Origin of the sequence: Mycobacterium hubeiense (assembly GCF_002838065.1) — a bacterium.
GTDB lineage: Bacteria > Actinomycetota > Actinomycetes > Mycobacteriales > Mycobacteriaceae > Mycobacterium > Mycobacterium hubeiense.
The window spans coordinates 24,919-46,377 of record NZ_PIZU01000005.1 but is presented as its reverse complement, the minus strand read 5'-3'; the positions used below and the strand labels follow the sequence as shown (position 1 = coordinate 46,377).

At 66.0% G+C, this 21,459-nt stretch carries 22 protein-coding genes; 7 read left to right on the top strand and 15 right to left on the bottom strand.

The annotated features are described in order from the left end of the window. The first annotated feature begins 1 nt into the window (after position 1). Positions 2–2,209 (top strand): 1,4-alpha-glucan branching protein GlgB, encoded by a 2,208-nt coding sequence (glgB, locus tag CWS39_RS05985; protein WP_102141987.1) that lies wholly within the window; start codon positions 2–4, stop codon positions 2,207–2,209. 78 nt (positions 2,210–2,287) lie between these two features. Here the strand turns inward: glgB and CWS39_RS05980 are convergent, their stop codons facing one another. Genes CWS39_RS05980 through CWS39_RS05970 form a run of 3 tightly spaced genes read right to left on the bottom strand, consistent with a single transcriptional unit; the run spans position 2,288 to position 4,795 of the window. Next, positions 2,288–3,184 carry a tetratricopeptide repeat protein gene (locus CWS39_RS05980; RefSeq protein WP_102142149.1) on the bottom strand — a complete coding sequence of 299 codons (897 nt, stop codon included), beginning with the start codon at positions 3,182–3,184 and terminating at the stop codon, positions 2,288–2,290. Between the two features lie 13 nt (positions 3,185–3,197). Next, complete coding sequence (locus CWS39_RS05975) at positions 3,198–3,569, bottom strand: DUF3817 domain-containing protein (RefSeq protein WP_199177985.1); 372 nt, start codon at positions 3,567–3,569, stop codon at positions 3,198–3,200. Between the two features lie 44 nt (positions 3,570–3,613). Continuing rightward, positions 3,614–4,795 carry an acetyl-CoA C-acetyltransferase gene (locus CWS39_RS05970; protein WP_102141986.1) on the bottom strand — a complete coding sequence of 394 codons (1,182 nt, stop codon included), beginning with the start codon at positions 4,793–4,795 and terminating at the stop codon, positions 3,614–3,616. A gap of 68 nt (positions 4,796–4,863) precedes the next feature. Here CWS39_RS05970 and mce point away from each other — a divergent pair, with 68 nt between their 5' ends. Next, entirely contained in the window at positions 4,864–5,361 is a 498-nt protein-coding gene (mce, locus tag CWS39_RS05965; RefSeq protein WP_233213376.1) for a methylmalonyl-CoA epimerase, read from the top strand. Here mce and CWS39_RS05960 read toward each other — a convergent pair. Both CWS39_RS05960 and nucS read right to left on the bottom strand, forming a co-directional pair. Then, positions 5,358–5,636, bottom strand: coding sequence for a hypothetical protein (locus CWS39_RS05960; RefSeq protein ID WP_102141984.1), 279 nt, complete (start codon positions 5,634–5,636; stop codon positions 5,358–5,360). The genes mce and CWS39_RS05960 overlap by 4 nt on opposite strands. Beyond that, positions 5,636–6,307: an endonuclease NucS gene (gene nucS / locus CWS39_RS05955; RefSeq protein WP_102141983.1), complete on the bottom strand. Its 672-nt coding sequence runs from the start codon at positions 6,305–6,307 to the stop codon at positions 5,636–5,638. Before nucS ends, CWS39_RS05960 begins: the two co-directional genes overlap by 1 nt. A gap of 50 nt (positions 6,308–6,357) precedes the next feature. Between nucS and CWS39_RS05950 the strand changes: the two genes are divergently transcribed. Next, a complete protein-coding gene (locus CWS39_RS05950) occupies positions 6,358–7,962 on the top strand; it encodes an adenylate/guanylate cyclase domain-containing protein (protein WP_102141982.1) in 1,605 nt (534 codons plus the stop codon). On the opposite strand, the gene glsA is transcribed toward CWS39_RS05950, so the two are convergent. The 3 genes from glsA to CWS39_RS05935 form a co-directional block, all read right to left on the bottom strand. Beyond that, positions 7,945–9,234 (bottom strand): glutaminase A, encoded by a 1,290-nt coding sequence (gene glsA, locus CWS39_RS05945; RefSeq protein WP_102141981.1) that lies wholly within the window; start codon positions 9,232–9,234, stop codon positions 7,945–7,947. The genes CWS39_RS05950 and glsA overlap by 18 nt on opposite strands. 192 nt (positions 9,235–9,426) lie before the next feature. Further along, positions 9,427–10,092: a hypothetical protein gene (locus tag CWS39_RS05940; protein WP_233213375.1), complete on the bottom strand. Its 666-nt coding sequence runs from the start codon at positions 10,090–10,092 to the stop codon at positions 9,427–9,429. Then, on the bottom strand, positions 10,089–10,730 hold the full coding sequence (locus CWS39_RS05935) for a tetratricopeptide repeat protein (RefSeq protein WP_199177984.1): 642 nt from the start codon (positions 10,728–10,730) through the stop codon (positions 10,089–10,091). The genes CWS39_RS05940 and CWS39_RS05935 overlap by 4 nt, the downstream gene beginning before the upstream one ends. A gap of 126 nt (positions 10,731–10,856) precedes the next feature. Between CWS39_RS05935 and CWS39_RS05930 the strand changes: the two genes are divergently transcribed. Then, entirely contained in the window at positions 10,857–11,678 is an 822-nt protein-coding gene (locus CWS39_RS05930; RefSeq protein ID WP_102141980.1) for an SDR family NAD(P)-dependent oxidoreductase, read from the top strand. Next, positions 11,675–12,124: a Zn-ribbon domain-containing OB-fold protein gene (locus tag CWS39_RS05925; RefSeq protein ID WP_102141979.1), complete on the top strand. Its 450-nt coding sequence runs from the start codon at positions 11,675–11,677 to the stop codon at positions 12,122–12,124. Before CWS39_RS05930 ends, CWS39_RS05925 begins: the two co-directional genes overlap by 4 nt. Here the strand turns inward: CWS39_RS05925 and CWS39_RS05920 are convergent, their stop codons facing one another. The 5 genes from CWS39_RS05920 to CWS39_RS05900 are packed head-to-tail and all read right to left on the bottom strand — an operon-like array spanning position 12,125 to position 16,842. Then, complete coding sequence (locus CWS39_RS05920) at positions 12,125–12,544, bottom strand: Zn-ribbon domain-containing OB-fold protein (protein ID WP_102141978.1); 420 nt, start codon at positions 12,542–12,544, stop codon at positions 12,125–12,127. Next, positions 12,541–13,677, bottom strand: coding sequence for a thiolase C-terminal domain-containing protein (locus tag CWS39_RS05915; protein ID WP_102141977.1), 1,137 nt, complete (start codon positions 13,675–13,677; stop codon positions 12,541–12,543). The genes CWS39_RS05920 and CWS39_RS05915 overlap by 4 nt, the downstream gene beginning before the upstream one ends. Positions 13,678–13,689: 12 nt before the next feature. Beyond that, positions 13,690–15,840 (bottom strand): acyl-CoA dehydrogenase family protein, encoded by a 2,151-nt coding sequence (locus CWS39_RS05910; protein WP_102141976.1) that lies wholly within the window; start codon positions 15,838–15,840, stop codon positions 13,690–13,692. 28 nt (positions 15,841–15,868) lie between these two features. Further along, positions 15,869–16,477 carry a nitroreductase family protein gene (locus tag CWS39_RS05905; RefSeq protein WP_102141975.1) on the bottom strand — a complete coding sequence of 203 codons (609 nt, stop codon included), beginning with the start codon at positions 16,475–16,477 and terminating at the stop codon, positions 15,869–15,871. After that, positions 16,477–16,842: a DUF4286 family protein gene (locus tag CWS39_RS05900; protein ID WP_102142145.1), complete on the bottom strand. Its 366-nt coding sequence runs from the start codon at positions 16,840–16,842 to the stop codon at positions 16,477–16,479. Before CWS39_RS05900 ends, CWS39_RS05905 begins: the two co-directional genes overlap by 1 nt. A 159-nt stretch (positions 16,843–17,001) precedes the next feature. Between CWS39_RS05900 and CWS39_RS05895 the strand changes: the two genes are divergently transcribed. Beyond that, on the top strand, positions 17,002–17,826 hold the full coding sequence (locus CWS39_RS05895) for a Crp/Fnr family transcriptional regulator (RefSeq protein WP_102141974.1): 825 nt from the start codon (positions 17,002–17,004) through the stop codon (positions 17,824–17,826). 92 nt (positions 17,827–17,918) lie between these two features. Then, positions 17,919–19,040, top strand: coding sequence for a phosphotransferase (locus tag CWS39_RS05890; RefSeq protein ID WP_102141973.1), 1,122 nt, complete (start codon positions 17,919–17,921; stop codon positions 19,038–19,040). Here the strand turns inward: CWS39_RS05890 and CWS39_RS05885 are convergent. Next, on the bottom strand, positions 19,037–19,846 hold the full coding sequence (locus CWS39_RS05885) for an SDR family NAD(P)-dependent oxidoreductase (protein ID WP_102141972.1): 810 nt from the start codon (positions 19,844–19,846) through the stop codon (positions 19,037–19,039). The two genes, CWS39_RS05890 and CWS39_RS05885, sit on opposite strands and share 4 nt — an antisense overlap. Next, positions 19,833–21,434 (bottom strand): class I adenylate-forming enzyme family protein, encoded by a 1,602-nt coding sequence (locus CWS39_RS05880; RefSeq protein WP_102141971.1) that lies wholly within the window; start codon positions 21,432–21,434, stop codon positions 19,833–19,835. Before CWS39_RS05880 ends, CWS39_RS05885 begins: the two co-directional genes overlap by 14 nt. Positions 21,435–21,459: the final 25 nt, after the last annotated feature.

The window sequence follows — 21,459 nt, the reverse complement described above, 5'->3', positions numbered from 1 at the left end:
TATGACGCGTACCAATCAGCTCACCAGCCCGTACCTGCGACCAGATGCGTCGGATCTGAACCGGCTGTTGGCCGGTGAGCATCACAACCCGCATTCCGTCTTGGGCGCACACGAATACGGCGATCACACCGTCCTGCGCGCGTATCGCCCGCACGCGGTCAAGGTGGTGGCGCTGGTCGGCGATGACCGCTATCCGCTGGAGCACATCGAGTCCGGACTGTTCGCCGTGGCGCTGCCATTCACCAACCTCATCGACTATCGCCTCGAGGTCAGCTATCCAGGCGCCGGTGAATCGCCGGATGTGCATGTGACGGCCGACGCATACCGGTTCCTGCCCACGCTGGGCGAGTTGGATCTGCACCTGTTCGCCGAGGGCCGCCACGAACGGCTGTGGGAGATTCTCGGCGCGCATCCGCGCTCCTTCACCACCGCCGACGGCGTGGTGAGCGGCGTGTCGTTCGCGGTGTGGGCGCCAAACGCCAAGGGCGTCAGCCTCATCGGTGAGTTCAACCACTGGGACGGCAACGAGGCGCCGCTGCGGGTGCTGGGCTCATCAGGCGTCTGGGAGTTGTTCTGGCCCGGCTTCCCGGTCGGCGGGCTGTACAAGTTCCGCATCCACGGCGCCGACGGGTCGGTCACCGACCGCGCCGACCCGATGGCGTTCGCCACCGAGGTCCCGCCGCAGACGGCGTCGCGGGTGACGTCCAGTTCCTACACCTGGGGTGACGAGGCGTGGATGGCTCAGCGTGCGCGGCGCAACCCGGTGTTCGAGCCGATGAGCACCTACGAGGTGCACCTGATGTCGTGGCGACCCGGGCTGTCGTACCGGCAGCTGGCCGTGGAGCTCACGGAATACGTGGTGGCGCAGGGCTTTACCCATGTCGAGATGCTGCCGGTTGCCGAGCATCCGTTCGGCGGATCGTGGGGCTACCAGGTGACGTCGTACTACGCCCCCACCTCGCGGCTGGGCACGCCCGACGATTTCCGGTATCTGGTCGATTGCCTGCACCAGGCCGGGATCGGCGTGATCGTCGACTGGGTGCCGGCGCATTTCCCGAAAGACGCCTGGGCGCTGGGCCGGTTCGACGGCACGCCGCTGTACGAGCATCAGGACCCGCGCCGCGGCGAGCAACTCGACTGGGGCACTTATGTGTTCGACTTCGGGCGGCCCGAGGTGCGCAACTTCCTGGTGGCCAACGCGCTGTACTGGCTGCAGGAGTTCCACATCGACGGCCTACGTGTGGACGCCGTCGCGTCGATGCTGTATCTGGACTACTCCCGGCCCGAGGGCGGTTGGACGCCCAACATCTACGGCGGTCGGGAAAACCTGGAGGCGGTGCAATTCCTACAGGAGATGAACGCGACGGTGCACAAGATCGCGCCCGGCATCGTCACCATCGCCGAGGAGTCCACCTCGTGGCCCGGCGTATCGCGCCCGACGAACCTTGGCGGCCTTGGCTTCTCGATGAAGTGGAACATGGGCTGGATGAACGACACGCTGGACTACATCAGCCGCGACCCGGTGCATCGCTCCTACCACCACCACGAGATGACGTTCTCGATGCTGTACGCGTTCAGTGAGAACTACGTGCTGCCGATCAGCCACGACGAGGTGGTGCACGGCAAGGGCACGCTGTGGGGCCGGATGCCCGGAAACGATCACATGAAGGCGGCCGGCGTGCGTGGCCTGCTGGCCTACCAGTGGGCCCACCCGGGCAAGCAGTTGCTGTTCATGGGCCAGGATTTCGGGCAGCGCGCGGAGTGGTCGGAGGAGCGTGGGCTGGACTGGTATCAGCTGAGCGAGAACAGCTTCTCCAACGGCATTCAGCGGCTGGTGGCCGACCTCAACGAGATCTACCGCGGCCGCTCGGCGCTGTGGTCGCGGGATACCAGCCCCGAGGGCTATTCCTGGATCGACGCCAACGATTCCGCCAACAACGTGCTGAGCTTTCTGCGGTTCGGCGTCGACGGGTCGGTGCTGGCCTGTGTGTTCAACTTCTCCGGCGCCGAGCACACCCGCTACCGGCTGGGCCTGCCGCATGCGGGCACCTGGCGTGAGGTGCTCAACACCGACGCGACGGTCTACCACGGCGCGGGCATCGGCAATTTCGGTTCCGTCGAGGCCACCGAGGAGCCATGGCACGGCCGCCCGGCGTCGGCGGTGATGGTGTTGCCGCCGCTGGCGGCGCTGTGGTTCGAACCGGCCTAGGATCCGGGCTCTGCGAGTGTGAAGCCAGTGCGAGAATCCGGCCGGATTTTCGCACTGGGTTCACACTGGACGCCGTAGCTAATACAGCGCGTTGGCGAGGTTGCGCCGGCCGGCGATGACCTCGGGGTCGGCCGGGTCGAACAGCTCGAACAGCTCGATCAGCCGCGTGCGCACCTTGGTGCGGTCGTCGCCGGCGGTCCGCTTGACCAGCGCGATCAGTCGATCGAAGGCGGCGGTGACCTGCTGCTGCAGGATCTCCACATCGGCGGCGGCGAAGGCGGCCTCGATGTCGTCGGGCGCGGCATCGGCGACCGCGACCGCGTCGGGCCGGTGTGCCGTCGCGCGCTGCAGGAAAGCGATCTGACGGACCGCGCCCTTGGCCTCGGCGTGGTTGGGCCGCGCGTCGAGAATCGTCTGATAGGCCTTGAGCGCGGCGTCGAAGTCACCGGCATCCAGATGCGCGCGCGCTTGCGCCACCTCCGGATCGACCTGCTCGGCCTCCTCGGAATCGGCTGCGCCGCTGAGCTTTCCGGCCGTGGCGTTCAGTAGTGAGTCGATCCAGCCGCGCAACTGGTCGGCGGGCTGCACCCCCTGGAAGCTCGAAATGGGTTGGCCGGCAGCCAAAGCCACCACGGTCGGCACCGCCTGCACGCCGAACATCTGCGCCACCCGCGGCACCGCGTCGACGTTCACCGTCGTCAGGGACCACTTGCCGGCGTCGGCGGAGGCCAGCTCGGCCAATGTGTTGGCGAGCTGGGCGCTGGCGTCGCTGCGCGGCGACCACAGCACGACCACCACCGGGACCTGACTGGACCGGACCAGCACCTCGGCCTCGAAGTTGGCCTCGGTAATTTCGACACCGCCGGGTTGTTCCGAGCCTGGACTGGCCGAGCTTTGACTGGCCCGCTGTTTGAGGGCGGAGAGGTCAACCGCACCGGCCAGGGAGCCCGCAATAGAAGGTCGTGGACGAGTCACGCCCACAAGTCTGTCACGTCGTTTCGGGTACCGACCGGCCCGGTTGCACAAGCTCCACGGGGCCCATTCGCCCTGTCCGATCTGCCCATATGAGGAAAATCACACTGCCGAGCGGCACGATGCTGCCCAGCAACGCCAGCAACCACGTCCCCCACGCCCATTTGACCGCGATCCCGACGAACAGGGCGGCCACCACGAACGCGATGAAGATCCCGCCGTGGACCGGACCGAACACCTTGACGCCGACCTCAGTTCGCGGCGTGCCCAGGTACTTGAAGTACATCCCGATCAGCAGCCCGACCCAGCTGACGGCCTCCAGCAGAGCGACCAGACGGAACCACCCGGCGACCGTCCGCAAATCAAACGCACTTGTCATGGCGGCCATTGTGCCCGAAAAAGCCGCCAGCTACTACATCGCGTCGTAGAGAATCAGCCCGCGCGCAGCACCAGCGCGTCGCCCTGTCCCCCGGCGCCGCACAACGCGGCCACGGCGTAGCCGGAACCGCGTCGGGCCAGCTCAAGGGCGGCGTGCAGGGTGATCCTGGCGCCCGACATGCCGATCGGATGCCCGATGGCGATGGCGCCGCCGTTGACGTTGACCTTCTCGGGATCGACGCCGAGCTCCTTCATCGAGGCCAGCGCGACGGCCGAGAACGCCTCGTTGATCTCGACCACGTCGAGCTGATCGACTGTAATGCCTTCGCGGGCAATGGCTTTCTTGATGGCGTTGGCCGGTTGGGACTGCAGGGTGGAGTCCGGGCCCGCGACGACGCCGTGGGCGCCGATCTCGCACAGCCAGCTCAGCCCGAGTTCGGTGGCCTTGTCCTTGTTCATGACAACGACCGCGGCGGCGCCATCGGAGATCTGCGACGCCGACCCGGCCGTGATGGTGCCGTCCTTGCGGAACGCCGGCTTGAGGCCCGCCAGCGACTCGGCGGTGGTGTTGGCGCGAATGCCCTCGTCTTCGCTGAACTCGATCGGATCGCCCTTGCGCTGGCGGATCTGCACGGGCACCACCTCGTCGGCGAAGACGCCGTCTTTCCATGCCGCGGCGGCCTTTTGATGGGACCGGGCAGCAAACTCGTCCTGCTCTTCGCGGGTGAACTGGTCGACGTCGTTGCGCTGCTCGGTCAGTGCGCCCATCGGCTGGTCGGTGAACACGTCGTGCAGCCCGTCGTAGGCCATGTGGTCGAGCACCGTGACGTCGCCGTACTTGTAGCCGGCCCGGCTGCCCATCAGCAGGTGCGGGGCCTGGGTCATCGACTCCTGCCCGCCGGCGACCACCACGTCGAACTCGCCGGCCCGAATGAGCTGGTCAGCAAGCGCAATGGCGTCGATGCCGGACAAACACATCTTGTTGATGGTCAGCGACGGCACGTCCCAGCCGATGCCCGCCTCCACCGCGGCCTGGCGGGCGGGCATCTGCCCGGCGCCTGCCGTGAGGACCTGGCCCATGATCACGTATTCGACCGCCGAGGCCGGCACACCGGCCTTCTCCAGCGCGCCCTTGATCGCGATCGCGCCCAGGTCGCTACCGGAGAAATCCTTGAGCGAACCCATCAATTTGCCCACCGGGGTGCGGGCTCCAGCAACTATCACCGACGTCGTCACAACTACCTCCAAGGGGCGTTTCGGGCGGTTCCGGGGCGGCAATACCACCAACCGGATAAACAGAACCGATGTCGTTAGGTTACCTTTGCGTTATGACCACCGAACAGGTTGATGCCCGCCCCGTTCTCGCCTCGGCGCTGGTGACGGCGGTTGACCATGTCGGCATCGCGGTGGCGGATCTCGACGCCGCGATCAAGTGGTACCACGACTACCTCGGCATGATCGTGCTGCACGAGGAGGTCAACGAGGACCAGGGTGTGCGCGAGGCGATGCTCTCGGTGCGCGGCGCCCCCAAGGGCAGCGCCCAGATCCAGCTGATGGCGCCGCTGGACGAGACGTCGACGATCGCGAAGTTCCTCGACAAGCGCGGCCCCGGCCTGCAGCAGCTGGCCTACCGGGTCAGCGACATCGAGGCGTTGACCGCGCGGCTGCGCGAGCAGGGCGTGCGGTTGCTGTACGACGCACCGCGTCGGGGCACCGCGAACTCGAAGATCAACTTCATCCACCCCAAGGACGCCGGCGGCGTGTTGATCGAGCTCGTCGAGCCCGCTTCCGAAGAGCACTAAGACCACTTGCGCGTCGGGCGGCGCCTGGCCGTCCAGCACGGCGTATGCCAGTGCCGTCGCTCCTCGGCCCCACGGTCGCCCAAATCCGCCGGCCACACCACCAGATGGGCTATGCCCGAACGGATCTCATGATCGCAGCCGGGGCAGCGATAGGTCTTGGTGGCGCGCGCCGCGGCGATCGGGCGTACTTCATAGTCATACCCGTCGGGCCCGGTTTCGATGCGACGCGCCAGGGGCAGCGGCCGTTGTCGGCGCGGAGCGCGGCGCTTGACCATCAGAACAACCGGTACTCGTCGCTGTCCATACCGCGCATCTGATCGTAATCCAATGTCACACAACGGATTCCACGGTCATTGGCCAGGGTGCGGGCCTGCGGTTTGATCTGCTGGGCGGCGAAAATGCCGCTGACGGGGGCGAGCAGGCTGTCGCGGTTGAGCAGGTCGAGATAGCGGGTGAGCTGTTCGACGCCGTCGATCTCGCCGCGCCGCTTGACTTCGACGGCCACCGACCGGCCCTGCTCGTCGCGGCACAGCAGATCGACCGGCCCGATCGGCGTCATGTACTCCCGTCGCACCAGGGTGTACCCGTCGCCGAGCAACTCCACGTGCTCGGCGAGCAGGGCCTGCAGGTGGGCCTCCACGCCGTCCTTGACCAGTCCGGGATCCACACCGAGGTCGTGGCTGGAATCGTGCTCGATGTCCTCGACGGTGATGCGCAGCTGCTCCCCCGCCTTGTTCTCGACGACCCATATCGGTTGCTCGCCGTCGACCTCTTCGTTCACCCAGCACGGCGGGCTCATCCAGTTCAAAGGCTTGTAGGCGCGGTCGTCGGCGTGCACGCTGACCGACCCGTCGGCCTTGAACAGCAGCAGGCGGCGCGCGGACGGCAGATGCGCGGTGAGGCGGCCGATGTAGTCGACGGTGCACTGGGCGATCACGAGGCGCACCTGACCAACCTTAGGGTGTTCGGCCTCGCGCAAATTAGGCTGACACTCCAATGAACGCCGACAAGAGCGTGGCGCAGCGGCTGGGTCGGGTCCTCGAGACGGTGACCAGGCAGAGCGGCCGGTTGCCGGACACGCCGGAATACGGCTCGTGGCTGCTGGGCAAGTCCACCGAAAGCCAACTGCGCAGGCGAGTGCGCATCCAGGCCATCCTCACCGTTCTCATCTTGGCCATCAACGTCCTCGGCATCGCCGTTGCGCTGGTGATGGTCGGGGTCGCGATCCCGGTCCCCAGTGTCTTCACCGATGCTCCGGTGTGGCTCACCTTCGGCGTCAGCCCCGCCTACATCCTGCTGGCGCTGTTGCTGGGCACCTATTGGGTCACCGCGCGCACGGTGCGCTCGATGCGGTGGGCTATCGAGGAACGCGCGCCCTCGCGTGAGGATCAGCGCAACACGTTCAAAGCGCCCTGGCGGGTGGCGAAGATGCTGCTCATCCTGTGGGGTTTCGGCACGGCGCTGTTGACCACGCTGTACGGGTTGGTCGACACCGTCTTCATCCCGCGGTTCCTGTTCGCGGTCGGGTTCAGCGGCCTGGTGGTGGCCACCGGCTGTTATCTGGTCACCGAGTTCGCGCTGCGCCCGGTCGCCGCGCAGGCGCTGGAAGCGGGCCCGCCGCCGCGAAGGCTGGCGCCCGGCATCATGGGCCGGATCATGATGGTGTGGCTGCTCGGCTGCGGCGTACCGGTGATCGGCATCCTGGTGATCGCGCTGTTCGCGGTCTCGTTGCAGAACCTCACCCCTACCCAATTCGCCGTCGCCATCATGATTTTGGCGGTCGTGACGCTGGTCATCGGCTTCATCCTGATGTGGTTGTTATCGTGGCTGACCGCTACACCTGTGCGGCAGGTTCGCACCGCGCTCAAGCACGTCGAGGACGGGGACTTGGACTGCAATCTGGTCGTTTTCGACGGGACCGAACTCGGTGAATTGCAGCGCGGCTTCAACACGATGGTCCAGGGACTCAAGGAACGCGAGCGGGTTCGGGATCTCTTCGGCCGCCACGTGGGACGCGAGGTGGCGGCGCTGGCCGAACAGCAGCGCCCCAAGCTCGGGGGCGAAGAGCGCCATGCCGCAGTGATTTTCGTCGACATCATCGGGTCGAGCCAGTTCGTGACGGGCATGCCGGCCGTCGAGGTGGTAGAGCTGCTCAACCGCTTCTTCGCGGTCGTGGTCGAGGAGATCGACCGCCATCATGGCTTTGTGAACAAGTTCGAAGGTGATGCGGCGCTTGCCGTTTTCGGTGCGCCGGTGACGTTGGAGCATCCCGAGGACGAGGCGCTGGCGGCGGCGCGCGCGATCGCTTCACGGCTGGAGCGAGAGGTGCCGGAGTGCCGCGCGGGCATCGGTGTGGCGGCGGGTCAGGTGGTGGCGGGCAACGTCGGCGCCAAGGAGCGCTTCGAGTACACCGTGATCGGTGAGCCGGTGAACGAGGCGGCGCGGTTGTGCGAGCTGGCCAAGTCGACACCAGGCGGGCTGGTGGCATCCTCGGATACAGTCGCGGGCGCCACCGAAAGTGAAAGCCGGCACTGGACTTTGGGCGAAACTGTGACGTTGCGGGGGCTTGACGAGCCGACGCGGCTAGCCGTGCCGGTCTAGCCGGCGCCTGGCGGCCTCGGCCGCGTCGTCGAGCGTGCTGAACAGCACCGCGTCGTAGTCCTGCTCGCTGGCGGGCCGCACCACCTTGTTGTCGGGGTCGACGAGGAAGCCTTCCTTGCCCGCGGTGTTGAGTACGGTTCGCATACCGGCCAGCATCTCGCGGGCGGCGTCGTTGATGTCGTCGACGCGAGACACCTCCAGGATGGCGATGCGGTAATCGTCGCGGTCGCGCTCGATCGTCCGCAGCACCTGTTCGGCGCCGGCGAACAGCAGGTCGCCGTGGAGCTCATACACTCGCACGCCGTCGCATACGTCGTAGCGAGCCCGGATAGCTGAGCAGGATTCCCTTGTGACAGTGAGGAAATGCAGCCCGAGCTTTTCGGACAGGCTGCGGCACACGCGAACTCCTCGCACGCTGTTGCCCTTGGCGTCCAATAGCGGTGAGTAGACACCGATCCCGAGTTGGCCGGGCAGCACGGCGATGATGCCGCCCCCGACACCGCTCTTGGCGGGCAGGCCGACCGCACTCACCCAGTCGCCCGCGGCGTCGTACATGCCGCACGTCACCATCACGCTCAGCGCGCGCTGCACCACCTTTGCGTCGGTGACGCGTCGACCCGTCGCGGGGTTGATGCCGCCGCGCGCCAACGTGGCGGCCATTCGCGCCAGGTCGGTGCTGGTCACTTTGATCGAGCACTGACGGAAGTAGACGTCGAGCACGTCGTCGGGTTCGTCGCCGAGCACACCGAAGCTCTGAAGCATGTAGGCGATGGCGCGGTTGCGACTGCCGGTGGCCTTCTCCGACGCGTAGACGGCGTGGTCGATGTCGAGCCGGCGACCGGCACACGCGGAGTAAAACTCGTGGATGCACCCGAACCGGTCGTCGGGTGTGGCACCCGGAACCAAGGAGACGGCAGCGATGGCGCCGGCGTTGATCATCGGGTTCTTCGGAGTCTTTGTGGTGTCGTCGACGCTGATCTCGTTGAACGCCTCGCCCGACGGCTCGACGCCGATCTTCGCGTCGACGGCATCGTGGCCGGCCTGATCGAGGGCGAGCGCATACGTGAACGGCTTGGAGATCGACTGGATCGTGAATTCCGTTGCCGCGTCGCCGGATTCATAGACAAACCCGTCGGACGACGACAGCGACAGCCCGAACCCCATCGGGTCGACGTTCGCAAGTTCGGGGATGTAGCTGGCGACGGCGCCGTCGGTGACGCCGGCATGCTCGTCGCGGATCTGGTCCAGATACTGCTGCACCAGCTCGGCCACGGTTTTCGATTGTAGGTGCCCCGGCGCGGTCTCATTTCACGATCTGCGACCCGCAGTGATGCCGCCGTGACTCCATGGTCAGCTTCGACGATTTCTTGACATCAGAATCTTTGAGGAGTGCTGGCATCGTCGCGTAATGCTGATCGCCGAGACCCGTGTGCAGTACGACGAGAACAAATGGGCGTCCGAGGCCTACACCGGTTCGAACTTTGAGATCAACCAGCGGTCGTCCGACTTGTTCAATGTCACGCGAACGGTCGACGCGGTGTCGCTGGGAGCACCCTGTCCGACAACGGTGGTCTGATTGACGAATACCAGAACGACAGCCTCTCTCGGATTGGCCGACACCGAAGCGGCGGCCGGGATCGTGGCCGCCGCTGAGATCTGTTGCTGCTTGGCCCCCGGAATCACCACATCGTTGATCAGCGACGTGTATGAGTCGCGAAATTCGCCGGTGAGAAGGTCACGAGCGCCCTGGAGTTGTTGCTCAACGGTGTCAGGTTTATAGGACAGCATCGCAACGGTGCTCTCCTTGGCGGTCTGCAGTGATGCGCTACGTGCGATTTCGGCATCGCGCACCGAATTGTCCTGCCATTTGAGGTATCCCGCTGCCACGGTCAGCAACAGCGCGATGGCCGGTAGTACACCGTAGGCGAGGACTCGCGACCGTTCGACGTGCCGTTTCGCGATGGCCTCAGATTTCTCGACTGCATCTTCGGCCGCGACCGCTTCCCCGGCGGCTTCCTCCGTCGACGCGTCGAACTTCTCCACCGCAGGCTTGTCTTCCCCGACACCCGCGTGGTCCTTGGGGTCTTGAGTGGTTCTGTCGTCTTTCCACAGTCTGAGTCTGTTTCTCACGGGACGAACTCCACGTTGGACACCTTGGCTTCGTCATCGACCTTCTGCACAGTGATTCGCATCCGCCACGATCGCGGCTGCTGCTCGGGAGCACCCGCATTTGAGGTGTTGACGGTGACCGCTACCAACACTTGGCCATGGTCGTCGGTTCCAGACTCCAACGCGGCTTCCGTGACCTTGCCTTCCGATTTGGACTGCGCTTTTTTGACCACATCGATGAACGGGCCCGACCGCTTCTGGAAGTCGTCATAAAACGTCCCGGTGGCCGAGTCCAATATCCGATGCACGTCTCTATCGGCATGCTGCCAGTCGATCGTCGTGAGGTTCACTGCCCCCTGACGCCCGACCTGCACGAACAGGTTTCGTTGCTCCTCCGTCTGGTGCGACTGATAGGCCCGGTAACCAAGCCAGCCGGTCAGTCCGCCCAGCGCCACGACCAACAGGAATCCGGCTATGGTGGCCCACCGTACGTGTGACATCCGCGGTTTGGCGGAGCGAGTCTCGTCGGGGGCGTCGACGACAACCGACTCGTCCTCGGGGGAGGCGAAATGCTCCGCGGTCTCGCCGGAGTCTGCGACGTCGACTTCAGGTGTCGACTCGCTCAGCTCCCCTTGATCGGGGATCGTTTCGACTGGCATGTGGTTCCTCTGTTTCCGTTGGGCCTCGTCAGCTCGTGTGCCGCGTGCCCGGCTCGTCATTCCGTCATAGCGATATATAGTTTACTGTTTATGCCACACGCCAAGGCTGGAGGGAGTCCGATACCGGTGCGCATCATTGTCACGGGCGGTAACAGCGGCGTCGGCAAGGCGACAGCGACCGCGTTGGCGGCCGCCGGCCACGACGTTGTGATCGCCTGCCGGACTTTGGGCAAGGCCCATCAGGCGGCCGCGGAAATGACGGGTGCCGTCGAAGTGGCCGAACTCGACCTCGCCGATCTCACCAGCGTGCGCAAGTTCGCCGACTCGGTCGAGCATGTCGACGTGCTGGTCAACAACGCCGGCGTGTTGGGGCTGCCGCTCACTCGCACCGCGGACGGCTTCGAGGCGCACATGGGCACCAATCACCTCGGCCATTTCGCGCTGACCTGCCTGCTCGGGGATCGGATCCGCGATCGGATCGTGGTGGTAGCCAGCAGCAACCACGCGTTGGCCCGCATGCATTTCGACGATCTCAACTGGCACCGCCGCCGCTACAACCCGTGGGCGGCGTACGGCGAATCGAAGTTGGCGAACATGCTTTTCGTGCAGGAGCTGGCACGGCGCGGCCGTACCGCGTATGCGTCTGATCCCGGGATGACGGCCACCGACATCACCCGTGACGGGTCCGGTCTGCTGCAGTGGGCCGGCCGGGTGCTGTCGCCCCACATCGCGCAAAGCCCCGTCGACGGCGCCCGCTCCACCATTCAGGCCGTGACCACAGACCTGCCCAGCGGGACGTATATCGCGCCCCGCGGCCTGTTCCACCAGTGGGGCAAGCCGAAACCGGCGAAGCTGATCGCCAAGGTGCGCGACCCGGAAAGCGCACAGCGACTGTGGGAGCTGTCGGCAGAGTTGACCGGCTGCGATTGGCAGGAGACAGCCAGATGACGTGGTCGTACCGACGGCCGCAGATGCGGCTGGCCCCCAGTCCCACCACCGAGTCGGCCGCGTTCTGGACCGGCGGACGCAACGGAGAGTTGCTGATCCACCGCTGCCACAGCTGCGGACACTTCTTCCATCCACCGGGACCGGCGTGCTGGCGCTGCCGCAGCACCGATGTCGCGCCCGAGCCGGTATCCGGCAGGGGCACCGTCGCCGCGTACACGATCAACCGGCAGCCGTGGATACCCGGGCTCGATCCGCCGTACATCGTGGCGATGGTGGAACTCGCTGATGAGCCCGACGTCCGGCTCATCACCAACGTCGTCGATGCGTCACCGGACGAGATTCGCGTCGGTCTGCCGGTCGAGGTGTTCTTCGAAGACTGGACGGCGACGTCGGGCGACGAAGACAGCCGGGTGTGGCTGCCGTTGTTCCGTCCCGCCGCGTCCTGATCAACCCGCCTGCGTGATGACGAATTCGGGGATGCGAAACCCGCTCTCCCCCAGGTCGGCGATCCGTAGTTCGACCCGCTGGCCGATGCGGACGTCAGCTGGATCGCAATCGATGACCGCGTTGATTCGCAGCCCCGGTTGCTCGTCCAGTTCGATCAGCCCGACGACATAGGGCGGCACGCGTCCCGGCACCAGCGCCTGCCGAACCACGATGTAACTGAAAACGGTGCCCTTTCCGCTGACCTCCTCGAAATGCACAGGGCCGCCGGTGAACCGGCTGCGCTCCAGCGGCGGGTGGATCCACTTGCCGGTGTCATCGCAGCGGCACAGCATCAGCTTGCCGTCCTTGAGCCCATCCCAGTACGACGCGGTGTCTGGGTCGGGCACCGGAATCGGCGGCTGCAGTACAGGATTGGTCACGGTTTCTCCCTGCTGTAGACGTTCGCACCGCCGAAGGGCCCGCCGCCTGCGGTGACCAATGCCAGTTGCGCATTGTCGACCTGGCGCACCCCAGCGGCGTGGCGCAGTTGCAGTGCCGCTTCGTAGTGGTGGTTCAGCCCGTGGATGTAGCCCTCCGACAGCAGCCCGCCGTGCGGGTTGACGACGACGTCGCCGCCGTAGGTGGCCCGGCCCGTCGAGAAGAACTTCCCGACTTCGCCCTTCTCACAGAAGCCGAAACCCTCCATGGTCGCCATCACGGTGTAGGTGAAGCAGTCATACATGCAGGCGACGTCCATGTCCGCCGGAGTGAGCCCGGTCTTCTCCCAGATCTTGGGACCTGCAGTGCGCGAATACATCTCGGTGGGGTCGTCCCACTCGGTCCACCCCGCACCGCCCTGCGAGTTCGACGACCCGACCAGCCACATCGGCGGCTGCTTGCAGTCGCGGGCAATGTCCTCTCCGGTGATCAGGATGGCGACGGCGCCGTCGACCTCCGAGGTGCAGTCCAGCACGCGGAAGGGTTCGTTGATCCATCGCGCGGCCAGATAGTCGTCCATCGTGAGCGGTTCGCGGCGCAGGGCGTGTTCGTTGGGGCCAGCGTGCGCACGCTGGGTGATCGCGATCTGGCCGAGATCCTCACACGTCGAGCCATATTCGTGCTGGTGCCTGCGTGCCCACATGGCGAACCACTGCGGCGGAACCATGAAGCCTGATGCGGTGTCGAACTGGTCGTGATGCTGCACCTGCATGGGGCCCTCGATATGACCGAACCGGTAGCCGGAGCGGCCATTGAGCGATCGGTACACCAGGACTGCCTTGCACATGCCCGCCTCGATGACGGCAGCGGCGGTGGCAATCTGGTCGGCCACCAGATTGCCACCGCCGTACATCGCATTGGCCCAGGCCAATTCGTCGATACCGAGCGCCCATCCCACGTAGATCGGCTGTTCGGAGTCTCCTGCCATGTACGTGCAGATGCCGTCGACGTCAGCCGGCGTCAGTCCGGCGTCGTCGAGCGCGTCCCGGCACGCGGCCACCGCCATGGCGCGGGTGGTGCGACCGGACTTCCGCGAGTACGCGGTGCGGCCGATTCCTACTACGGCGCAGGTCATTTGATCTCCGATCTATCTCGCCACTGGCTCTCGGGGCAGTCCGAGAATGCGTTCGGCGATGAGATTCCTGACGACCTCGGACGTCCCGCCCGCGATGGTCAGGCATCGACTGAACAGGTAGTCGTGCAACACGTCGCCTTCGCCTCCGACGAGCAGGGAACCCCCCGCGATGCGCAGCGCCAGCTCTGCGACCCGTTGGGCGTGCTCGGCGCCGAACAGTTTGGCGATGTTGCCCTCGATCCCGGGACCGGTGTCGAACACCGCGCGGGCGGCCTGCCGAAGGTTCAGCGCGCCAGCGGCATACGACTCGATGAGCAGTGCGCCGACATCGCGCGCCAGGCCGCTGTCGTCGGACCGATGCCGTGTGAGCAGGTCGAGCAGCGCATCGGCCCCCATGGTCACCGAACCGCCGCCGATCGACACCCGCTCGTTGCCCAGCGTCGCCATCGCGACGGTCCAGCCCGCGTTCACTGCGCCGACGACGTCGCGGTCGGGCACGAAGACGTCGTCGAAGAACACCTCGTTGAACAATGTCTCGCCGGTGATCTCGGTGAGCGGCTGGATCCGGACACCTGGATCGCCGAGGTCGATCACCATCGCGGTGATGCCCTTGTGTTTGGGCGCGTTCGGATCGGTGCGCACGGTGGCCAGGCCGCGTTGGCAGTTCATGGCGTCGCTGGTCCACACCTTCTGCCCGGTCACCAACCAGCCGCCGTCGACCTTTCTTGCCTTGGTCGCCACTGCCGCCGCATCCGAGCCCGCGCCCGGTTCACTGAACAGCTGGCACCAGCGCAACTCTCCTTCGAGACTGGGCCATATCAAGCGCTCAATCTGTTCGTCGCTTCCGTGCTGCAGCAGGGTGGGCACCACCCACTCGCCCAGTCCCAGACTGGGCTTCTCGAGTCCGTCGAGCACTTCCTCGATGATCAACTGTTCGACGGAGTCGGCGGCCCGGCCGTACGGTTTCGGCCAATGCGGCTGAAGGTATCCGCTACGGGCCCAGAGCTTCTGTTGTTCGGTGGGGTCGGTGCCCACCAGCGTTGCCCGGAATTCCTCGGCGGCTCTGCGATATTGCTCTGCCTCTGGCGGCAGATCGACCGAGTGGCGGCGCCGGTGGCCGCCCTTCTGGAGTTCGGTCACCTTGTCGCGCAACGCTTCCTGCCCGCCGACGAACGTGAGTAGCACCGTTGCCCGCCGGACATACAGGTGAGCGTCGTGTTCCCAGGTGTAGCCGATGCCGCCGTGCACCTGCACGTTCTGCAGTGCCACCCGCTGGTATGCGGGCAGTACGTGGCCGGCGGCCATCGTCGCCGCCAGCTCGGCTTCAGACCCATTGGCGCGCGCGGCATCCCATGTGACAGCCACCGCCAGTTCGGTGTCGACAAGCATGTTCGCGCAATGGTGCTTGACGGCCTGGAACGAGCCGATCGGACGGCCGAACTGTTCGCGTGTCGCCGCGTAGGCTGTCGCCATCTCGGTGCAGGCGGCAAGACCGCCGACCGCCTCGGCGGCAGCCAGGAGCCGAACGATCCGGGAAGCGGTGCGGGCGGCGCCGGGGAAGACGTCGGCGACAGGAGTCGACGATAAGCTCAGCACCGTAATCGGTCGCATGACCTGGTCGACCGAGTCGATCCTTCGCGTCGTGACGCCAGTGCCCGCCTCGACCAGCACAAGATCGTCGCCGACAGGGATCAGGAAAATGTCCGCGGCCGATTCCGCCAGCGCGGCGACCACATCGCCATTGACGACCGAATCCGTTTGCGTCGCAGTGCTCTTCGCGCCGATGCCGGCCACGATGTCACCAGACGTCAGCCCCGGCAGCCAGCGCTCGCGCTGTTCGTCGGTGCAAGCCTCGGCGATCACCGCGGACGCCGCGACGGTCGGCAGAAACGGGCCGGCGATGGCGGCGCGGCCCAGCTGCTCCAGCACGATCGTCAACTCGGGCAGTCCGTACCCCTCGCCACCGAACTGCGGGTCGACGTGCAGGCCGAGCCAGCCGGTCGAGACGATCTCCTTCCACAAGCCGTCCTCACGCCACCAGCGCCCCTCTGTCTTCGGATCGAGCAGGATGCGGCGTGCACCCGCCGTGCCCGAGCGTCCGGCGACCATCGCCTTGGCGACGTCGGCGAGCGCGCGGTGCTCCTCGGTTATCGCCAATGCCATTGGCAGTGCTCCATTCTCGTCATGATTGTCACCAGGGATTGCCGAACCGTTCGCGATATGTCACCGAGAGGGCGGGGCGGCGACGCGGCGGCGACAGCTTCCTCGCGGACTTGCCGAGGTACACCGCAGCCATGGGCAGCAGCGTGTCGGGCAGCTGGAGCTTCTCGCGCACCCGGTCAACGCCGAAGGTGGTCAGCCCGGTCGTCAGGCAGGACGCGTAGCCCAGATCGGCCGCGGCGAGCAGCAGATTCTGCACCGCCGGATAAATCGAGGAGGCGGCATAGATCTCCGGCACCCGTTCGGTGTCGGCGCAGACTACGACGACCACGGGCGCCGCAGCGAATCCCCCACGGTTGAAGCCGTATTCGAGGTCGGCGACCAACGCCTTGTCGTCGACGCTCTGCCGGATGAAGTCGCCGCCTCCCGCATTCCACGTCTCGGTCCACCAGTCGGCCAGCTGGGCTCTGGTCTCCTCGTTTCGGACCACGACGAACGACCACGGCTGGGTGTTCTCGGCACTCGGGGCGTGAACGGCGGACTCGAGGATGCGCTCCAGGTCGGCGTCGAGCACCTTGCCGTCAGGGTCGAACCGCCGGCACGCACGCTGGGCATGCATGACGGCCAGAAGGTCCCCCACTACGACCCCGCCACCACGCGTTCGCCGCGCGGCTTCCAACCATTCAGCGACACGGTGCTCAGGTCGAGCCACTCGCCCAGCGACATCGTGCCCGCCATGACCCGCTTGAGGAACTCGCCCATGACGACTTCGGGGTCCTGATCCAGCTCGTAGATCACCATGTAGCGGTGGGTCGGCGGCGGCAGTTGGGCAGGTAGATCCGGATCGTCGGGAACCGGCAGGTCCACGATGTCGTATCGCTGCGCAGCCACGACGCCGGGTACGTCGAGCACTTCGGGGACATGCTGGGTGTCGTACCACTTGTTGAAGGCGTCGTCTTCGCCCGCGATCGGGTTGGTCAACGCAATGAAGAGGTTGTGAGCCATCGATGACACGCCTTTCACGTCAGCTGGTGCTACCGCGACAGTATGACAGTCAACTGTCATAGTCAATGAGAATGCTTAGTTCCGGCCACCGGGGGAACAATATAGATAAATAGTTATAGCTATCATATACTCGAGGGCCAGCCGCTGGAAGGAGCCGCGATGCCCTCGTCTACGGACACCTACGCCGTCTTGGCCAGGGCAGGGATCTTTCAAGGGGTCGAATCGGAGGCCGTATCGTCGCTGATCGCTGACCTGCGGCCGGTGTATTTTCCACGCGGGCACACCGTGTTCGCACAAGGGGATCCGGGCGATCGGTTATTCATCATCATCAACGGCAAAGTGAAAATCGGTCGCCGGATGGACGATGGCCGCGAGAACCTGCTGGCCATCATGGGCCCCTCTGACATGTTCGGTGAACTGTCGATCTTCGATCCCGGCCCGCGGACATCGACCGCGACCGCTGTGTCTGCCGTGCAGGCGATGTCGATGGATCGCGCGGCATTGCGCCGCTGGATCGCGGGCTGGCCCCAGACCGGCGAGCAGCTGCTGCAGGTGCTCGCCCGTCGACTGCGCCGCACCCAGGACGCTTTGTCGGACATGATTTTCACCGACGTGCCCGGTCGAGTTGCCAAGCAGCTTCTGCATCTGGCGCGCCGGTTTGGCGAACCGGAGGGGGCGGCCGTACGCGTGGCGCACGGCCTGACCCAAGAGGAACTCGCCCAACTGGTCGGTGCCTCACGTGAGACGGTCAATAAGGCGCTCGGCGACTTCGTCAAACGTGGCTGGATCACCGTAGAGGGCAAGAGTGTGGTGATCCACGACATCACGAAACTGGCCCGGCGTAGCGGGGACCGACCAACCGCGACAGGCCATAAAGAGGCGGTCATGCGGCGGCCTGCGGCGGAGCCGCCGGCTCAATTGATGCACACCATCCGACGCTTGTCGCCGCGCACACGTCCACGCCGTCAGCCCATCGGTCCCTGAGGAAGCGCGCCGTTTCGCGCCGGCTGGTGCTACCGTGACATTGTGACAGTTGACTGTCATAGTTAAACGAGCGCTCAACGAAGAGGATCGCGATGACCAGCCAAGCCCTGCCCATCACACTGCGCTCCGCAGAGGACATCACGCCCGAGGTGCTGACCTCGCTGCTGCGCCACAGCGACCCCGGCGTGGTGGTCACCGACATCGCGGTGCGACACACCTGGCAGGGCACCACCTCTCATGTACATCTCGATGTGGAGTACGCCGATCCCGCTACCCGACTGCCGCGCAACCTCTTTCTCAAGACGCAGCTGAGCACGGTGCACGACCTGCCCGACGCCGTGGATGTCGAGCTGTCGCAGGGTGGCGGCGGAACCGTGCTCCTCGACGACGAGACCCGCTTCTACCGCGATCTTCGCGCGGATCTGAACGTCGAGACGATGACGACCTACTTCGCCGATCACCTCGACGGCCCGTCGCAGTTCATCATCGTGGGCGAAGACATCACGTTGCGCGGAGCGCAGGTTCCCGATGCGGTCGCGGGGCTTTCGGTGGAGCAGGTCGATGAGCTGCTGTTCACCCTGAGCCAGGTGCACGCCCCGTTCTGGGACAGCCCGCGATTGGCCGAGGGCGGCGACCTGTCCTGGCTGCAGCACCCCCTCACCGGCGGATTCGCAGAGTTCCTGCGCGCCAGTGGGTTTGCGATCATCCGCGCCTTCCTCGAGCATCCGCACAAGAAGGAGCAGCTCAACGCCGCAGGCGCCGACGCGGACACGATGGAGGCGGCGTTCTGGAAGCTGCAGGAGCGCATCGCTCGTGACCCGATCACGCTGCTGCACGGCGACCCACACCCGCGCAACACGTACGCACTGCCCGATGGCCGGATGGGCATTCTGGACTGGCAACTGGTGCGGCGAGGGTCGTGGTCGCACGACGTCGGCTATGCGCTCATCGGTGCGCTGCCGCCGGAACTCCGTCGCGCACACGAGCGGGAACTGCTCGACAATTACCGCGGCCGGCTACTGGACGCCGGGGTGACGTCGGCGCCGGATCGTGAGCAGATGTGGACCGCCTACCGCGAGAGCCCGGCGTGGGGCTTTTGCATGTGGGCGATCACCCCGGATCAGATGTATTCGGTGGAGATCGTCTCCGCGGTGCTCGGCCGATTCGCCGAGGCGTACTCGGATCTGGGCACCAGCAAGCTGCTCAGCGCTTAGCGCGGCGGCAGGACGTCGCGCATCTGCCTGTTGATCAGCTTGGCGACCAGCTGCGGCGCGACCCGGTTCAGTTTGTCCAACAGGAATGCGTCGAACCCTGCGAATACCCGGTAGGAATCCTTCTCGATGCCGCGGACGATCTTGGCGGCCGCGACCGGCGCCGGCAGCATCCGCATCGTGTTCGCCGTTGCCTCGTTCTCCTGCGGGGTCATCGCGCCCGAATTGACCGCAATCTCCGTCCTGACCGCTCCCGGGAACACGACGCTGACGCGCACATCGGTGCCTCGCAGTTCGGAATTGAGGCCCTCCGCAAGCATTTTGACCGCCGCCTTGGAGGCGCCGTAGATCGCCTGCCCCGGCACCGGGGCATACGACGCCATGCTCGACACGATGGTGATGTGCGCCGTCGGACGTTTGAGCAGATGCGGCAGGAACGCCTTCGTCATGTTGAGCACGCCGTAGAGGTTGATGTTCAACACCCGCTCGATCTCGCCGAAGTCCAGCTCGTTGAGCCGGGCGAAGCGATGGATGATGCCCGCGACGTTGACCAGTCCGTCGACTGCGTCGTGGGCCGCGACGACCGCGTCGGGCAGTGCACCGGTGGCCGACCGGTCGACCACGTCGATGACGTGCGTGGAGACCTGGCCGGCTCGCGGACCGGCAAGCGCCACAGCCGCTTTCAGGCCCGCTTCGTCGATGTCGACGGCGGCCACCCGAGCCCCCTTGTCGACAAGCAACAGCGCAACGTGTCGGCCCATCCCATTCGCTGCGCCGGTGACGACGAAGACCTTGTCACGGATTTTCAAAGTGCTCCTTACGAAGTTCGGCCTTGCGTACCTTGCCCATCGAGGTGCGGGGCAGCGCGTCGACGATCACCAGTCGCTCCGGAGTCTTCTGTTTGGCGAGCCCGGATGCGGCGAAATGGTCGCGCAGGCCGTCGAGGTCCAGCGCGGTGCCCGGCTTGAGGACGACCACCGCGGCGACCACGTCGCCGTAGCGGGGATGCGGCGCGGCCACCACGGCGCCCTCGACGACGGCAGGATGCGCATTGAGGACGTCTTCGACCTGTCCGGACGAGATGGTTTCGCCGCCGCGGATGATGACGTCCTTGATGCGATCGGTGACAGTCAACCGGCCGTCGGCATCCAGGTGCCCGAGATCGCCTGTGCGCAACCAGCCGTCGGCGGTGAACGCCTCGGCATCCAGGGCTGGGTCTCGATAGCCGATGAACTGGTCGGGTCCTTGCGTGACGACCTCGCCGTCCACTCCGACCGGCTGCTCGGCGCCATCCGGGCCGATGACGCGCACGCTCACGCCTCGCATCGGTAGACCGTCGGTGCCCATCCGGGCCGGCGCGGGGTCGTAGGACCGGGCCGAGGTGATGGTGGGCTGCTCGGTGGAGCCGTAGCAGCGATAGGTGTTGATGCCCGCTGCGGCCGCGCGTCTGCCCTGTTCTTCGGTGACGGTGGCCGCACCGACGAGGAATTCCCGCAGCGTGGCGAGCTTCTGGCCGGTGTCGCCGAGGTCGAGCAAGCCCTCCAGATGAAACGGAGTTCCTGCCGTTGCCGTGATGCGATGCCGGTGGATCAGGTCGACTGCCGCGGCGGGATCCCAGCCGTCCATGAACACCGCGCGGGATCCGGAGATCAGTGGCCGCAGCAGCGATCCCACCCCCGCGATGTGGCCGGGCGGAAAGGTGACCAGCTGGACCACATCGTCGCCGGTCACCAGGTCGGGCAGCGTCTGCTGCTCGGCGAGAATCGAATTGTGGCTGTGCTGAACACCTTTCGGAGCCGACGTGGTGCCGGAGGTGTAGATCAGCACGGCGACGTCATCAGCCGACGGTGACGCGTGACGGTATCGGCCGCCGGCCAGATCCGGCCAGCTGAGGTAACCGTCGCCGGGTGGTGCATCGACGACCACTACATGCCGCAGGGTGGGGATCTTCGTGAACTCACCGACGCGGTCGAGGTAGGAGGCAGACCGGTATCGGGCCGGCATGATCAGCGCCTTGGCCTGCGATTCGGCCAGGATGAATTCCACCTCGTGGGGGCCGTAGATGTGGACGATCGGCACCAAGATGGCCCCGCACATGAGTACCGCCTCGAAGGCGACCGCGCACTCCAGCCGGTTGGTCAGTTGCACCGCCACCGCGTCACCGAGCCCGACACCCAGCCCCTGCAAACCGGCGGCCACCTGTTGGGATTGCCGGAAGATGCCGGCGGGGGTGTTGGCGGTCTCAACCCCGTCGGTCACGAAAACCACTGGCGTGTCGCCATGTTCGGCCGCACCCTGTTGCAACGCGTCGATGAGCGTGCGCCGGGAGTACCAGCCCTCGCGGTACCAGCGGTCGCGCTGGTGCTCGAGCCGACTGCGGGCTTGCGTCCCGGACATGGTGCTGATTCTTGGCGACGGCGGC

Excerpts from the sequence above, each read along its gene's own strand:
- glgB (WP_102141987.1), top strand. The coding sequence starts at position 2 with ATGACGCGTACCAATCAGCTCACCAGCCCGTACCTGCGACCAGATGCG.
- CWS39_RS05975 (WP_199177985.1), bottom strand. The coding sequence starts at position 3,569 with ATGGCCGCCATGACAAGTGCGTTTGATTTGCGGACGGTCGCCGGGTGG.
- mce (WP_233213376.1), top strand. The coding sequence starts at position 4,864 with ATGTCGTTAGGTTACCTTTGCGTTATGACCACCGAACAGGTTGATGCC.
- CWS39_RS05960 (WP_102141984.1), bottom strand. The coding sequence starts at position 5,636 with ATGGTCAAGCGCCGCGCTCCGCGCCGACAACGGCCGCTGCCCCTGGCG.
- CWS39_RS05950 (WP_102141982.1), top strand. The coding sequence starts at position 6,358 with ATGAACGCCGACAAGAGCGTGGCGCAGCGGCTGGGTCGGGTCCTCGAG.
- CWS39_RS05935 (WP_199177984.1), bottom strand. The coding sequence starts at position 10,730 with ATGCCAGTCGAAACGATCCCCGATCAAGGGGAGCTGAGCGAGTCGACA.
- CWS39_RS05925 (WP_102141979.1), top strand. The coding sequence starts at position 11,675 with ATGACGTGGTCGTACCGACGGCCGCAGATGCGGCTGGCCCCCAGTCCC.
- CWS39_RS05915 (WP_102141977.1), bottom strand. The coding sequence starts at position 13,677 with ATGACCTGCGCCGTAGTAGGAATCGGCCGCACCGCGTACTCGCGGAAG.
- CWS39_RS05910 (WP_102141976.1), bottom strand. The coding sequence starts at position 15,840 with ATGGCATTGGCGATAACCGAGGAGCACCGCGCGCTCGCCGACGTCGCC.
- CWS39_RS05900 (WP_102142145.1), bottom strand. The coding sequence starts at position 16,842 with ATGGCTCACAACCTCTTCATTGCGTTGACCAACCCGATCGCGGGCGAA.
- CWS39_RS05895 (WP_102141974.1), top strand. The coding sequence starts at position 17,002 with ATGCCCTCGTCTACGGACACCTACGCCGTCTTGGCCAGGGCAGGGATC.
- CWS39_RS05890 (WP_102141973.1), top strand. The coding sequence starts at position 17,919 with ATGACCAGCCAAGCCCTGCCCATCACACTGCGCTCCGCAGAGGACATC.
- CWS39_RS05880 (WP_102141971.1), bottom strand. The coding sequence starts at position 21,434 with ATGTCCGGGACGCAAGCCCGCAGTCGGCTCGAGCACCAGCGCGACCGC.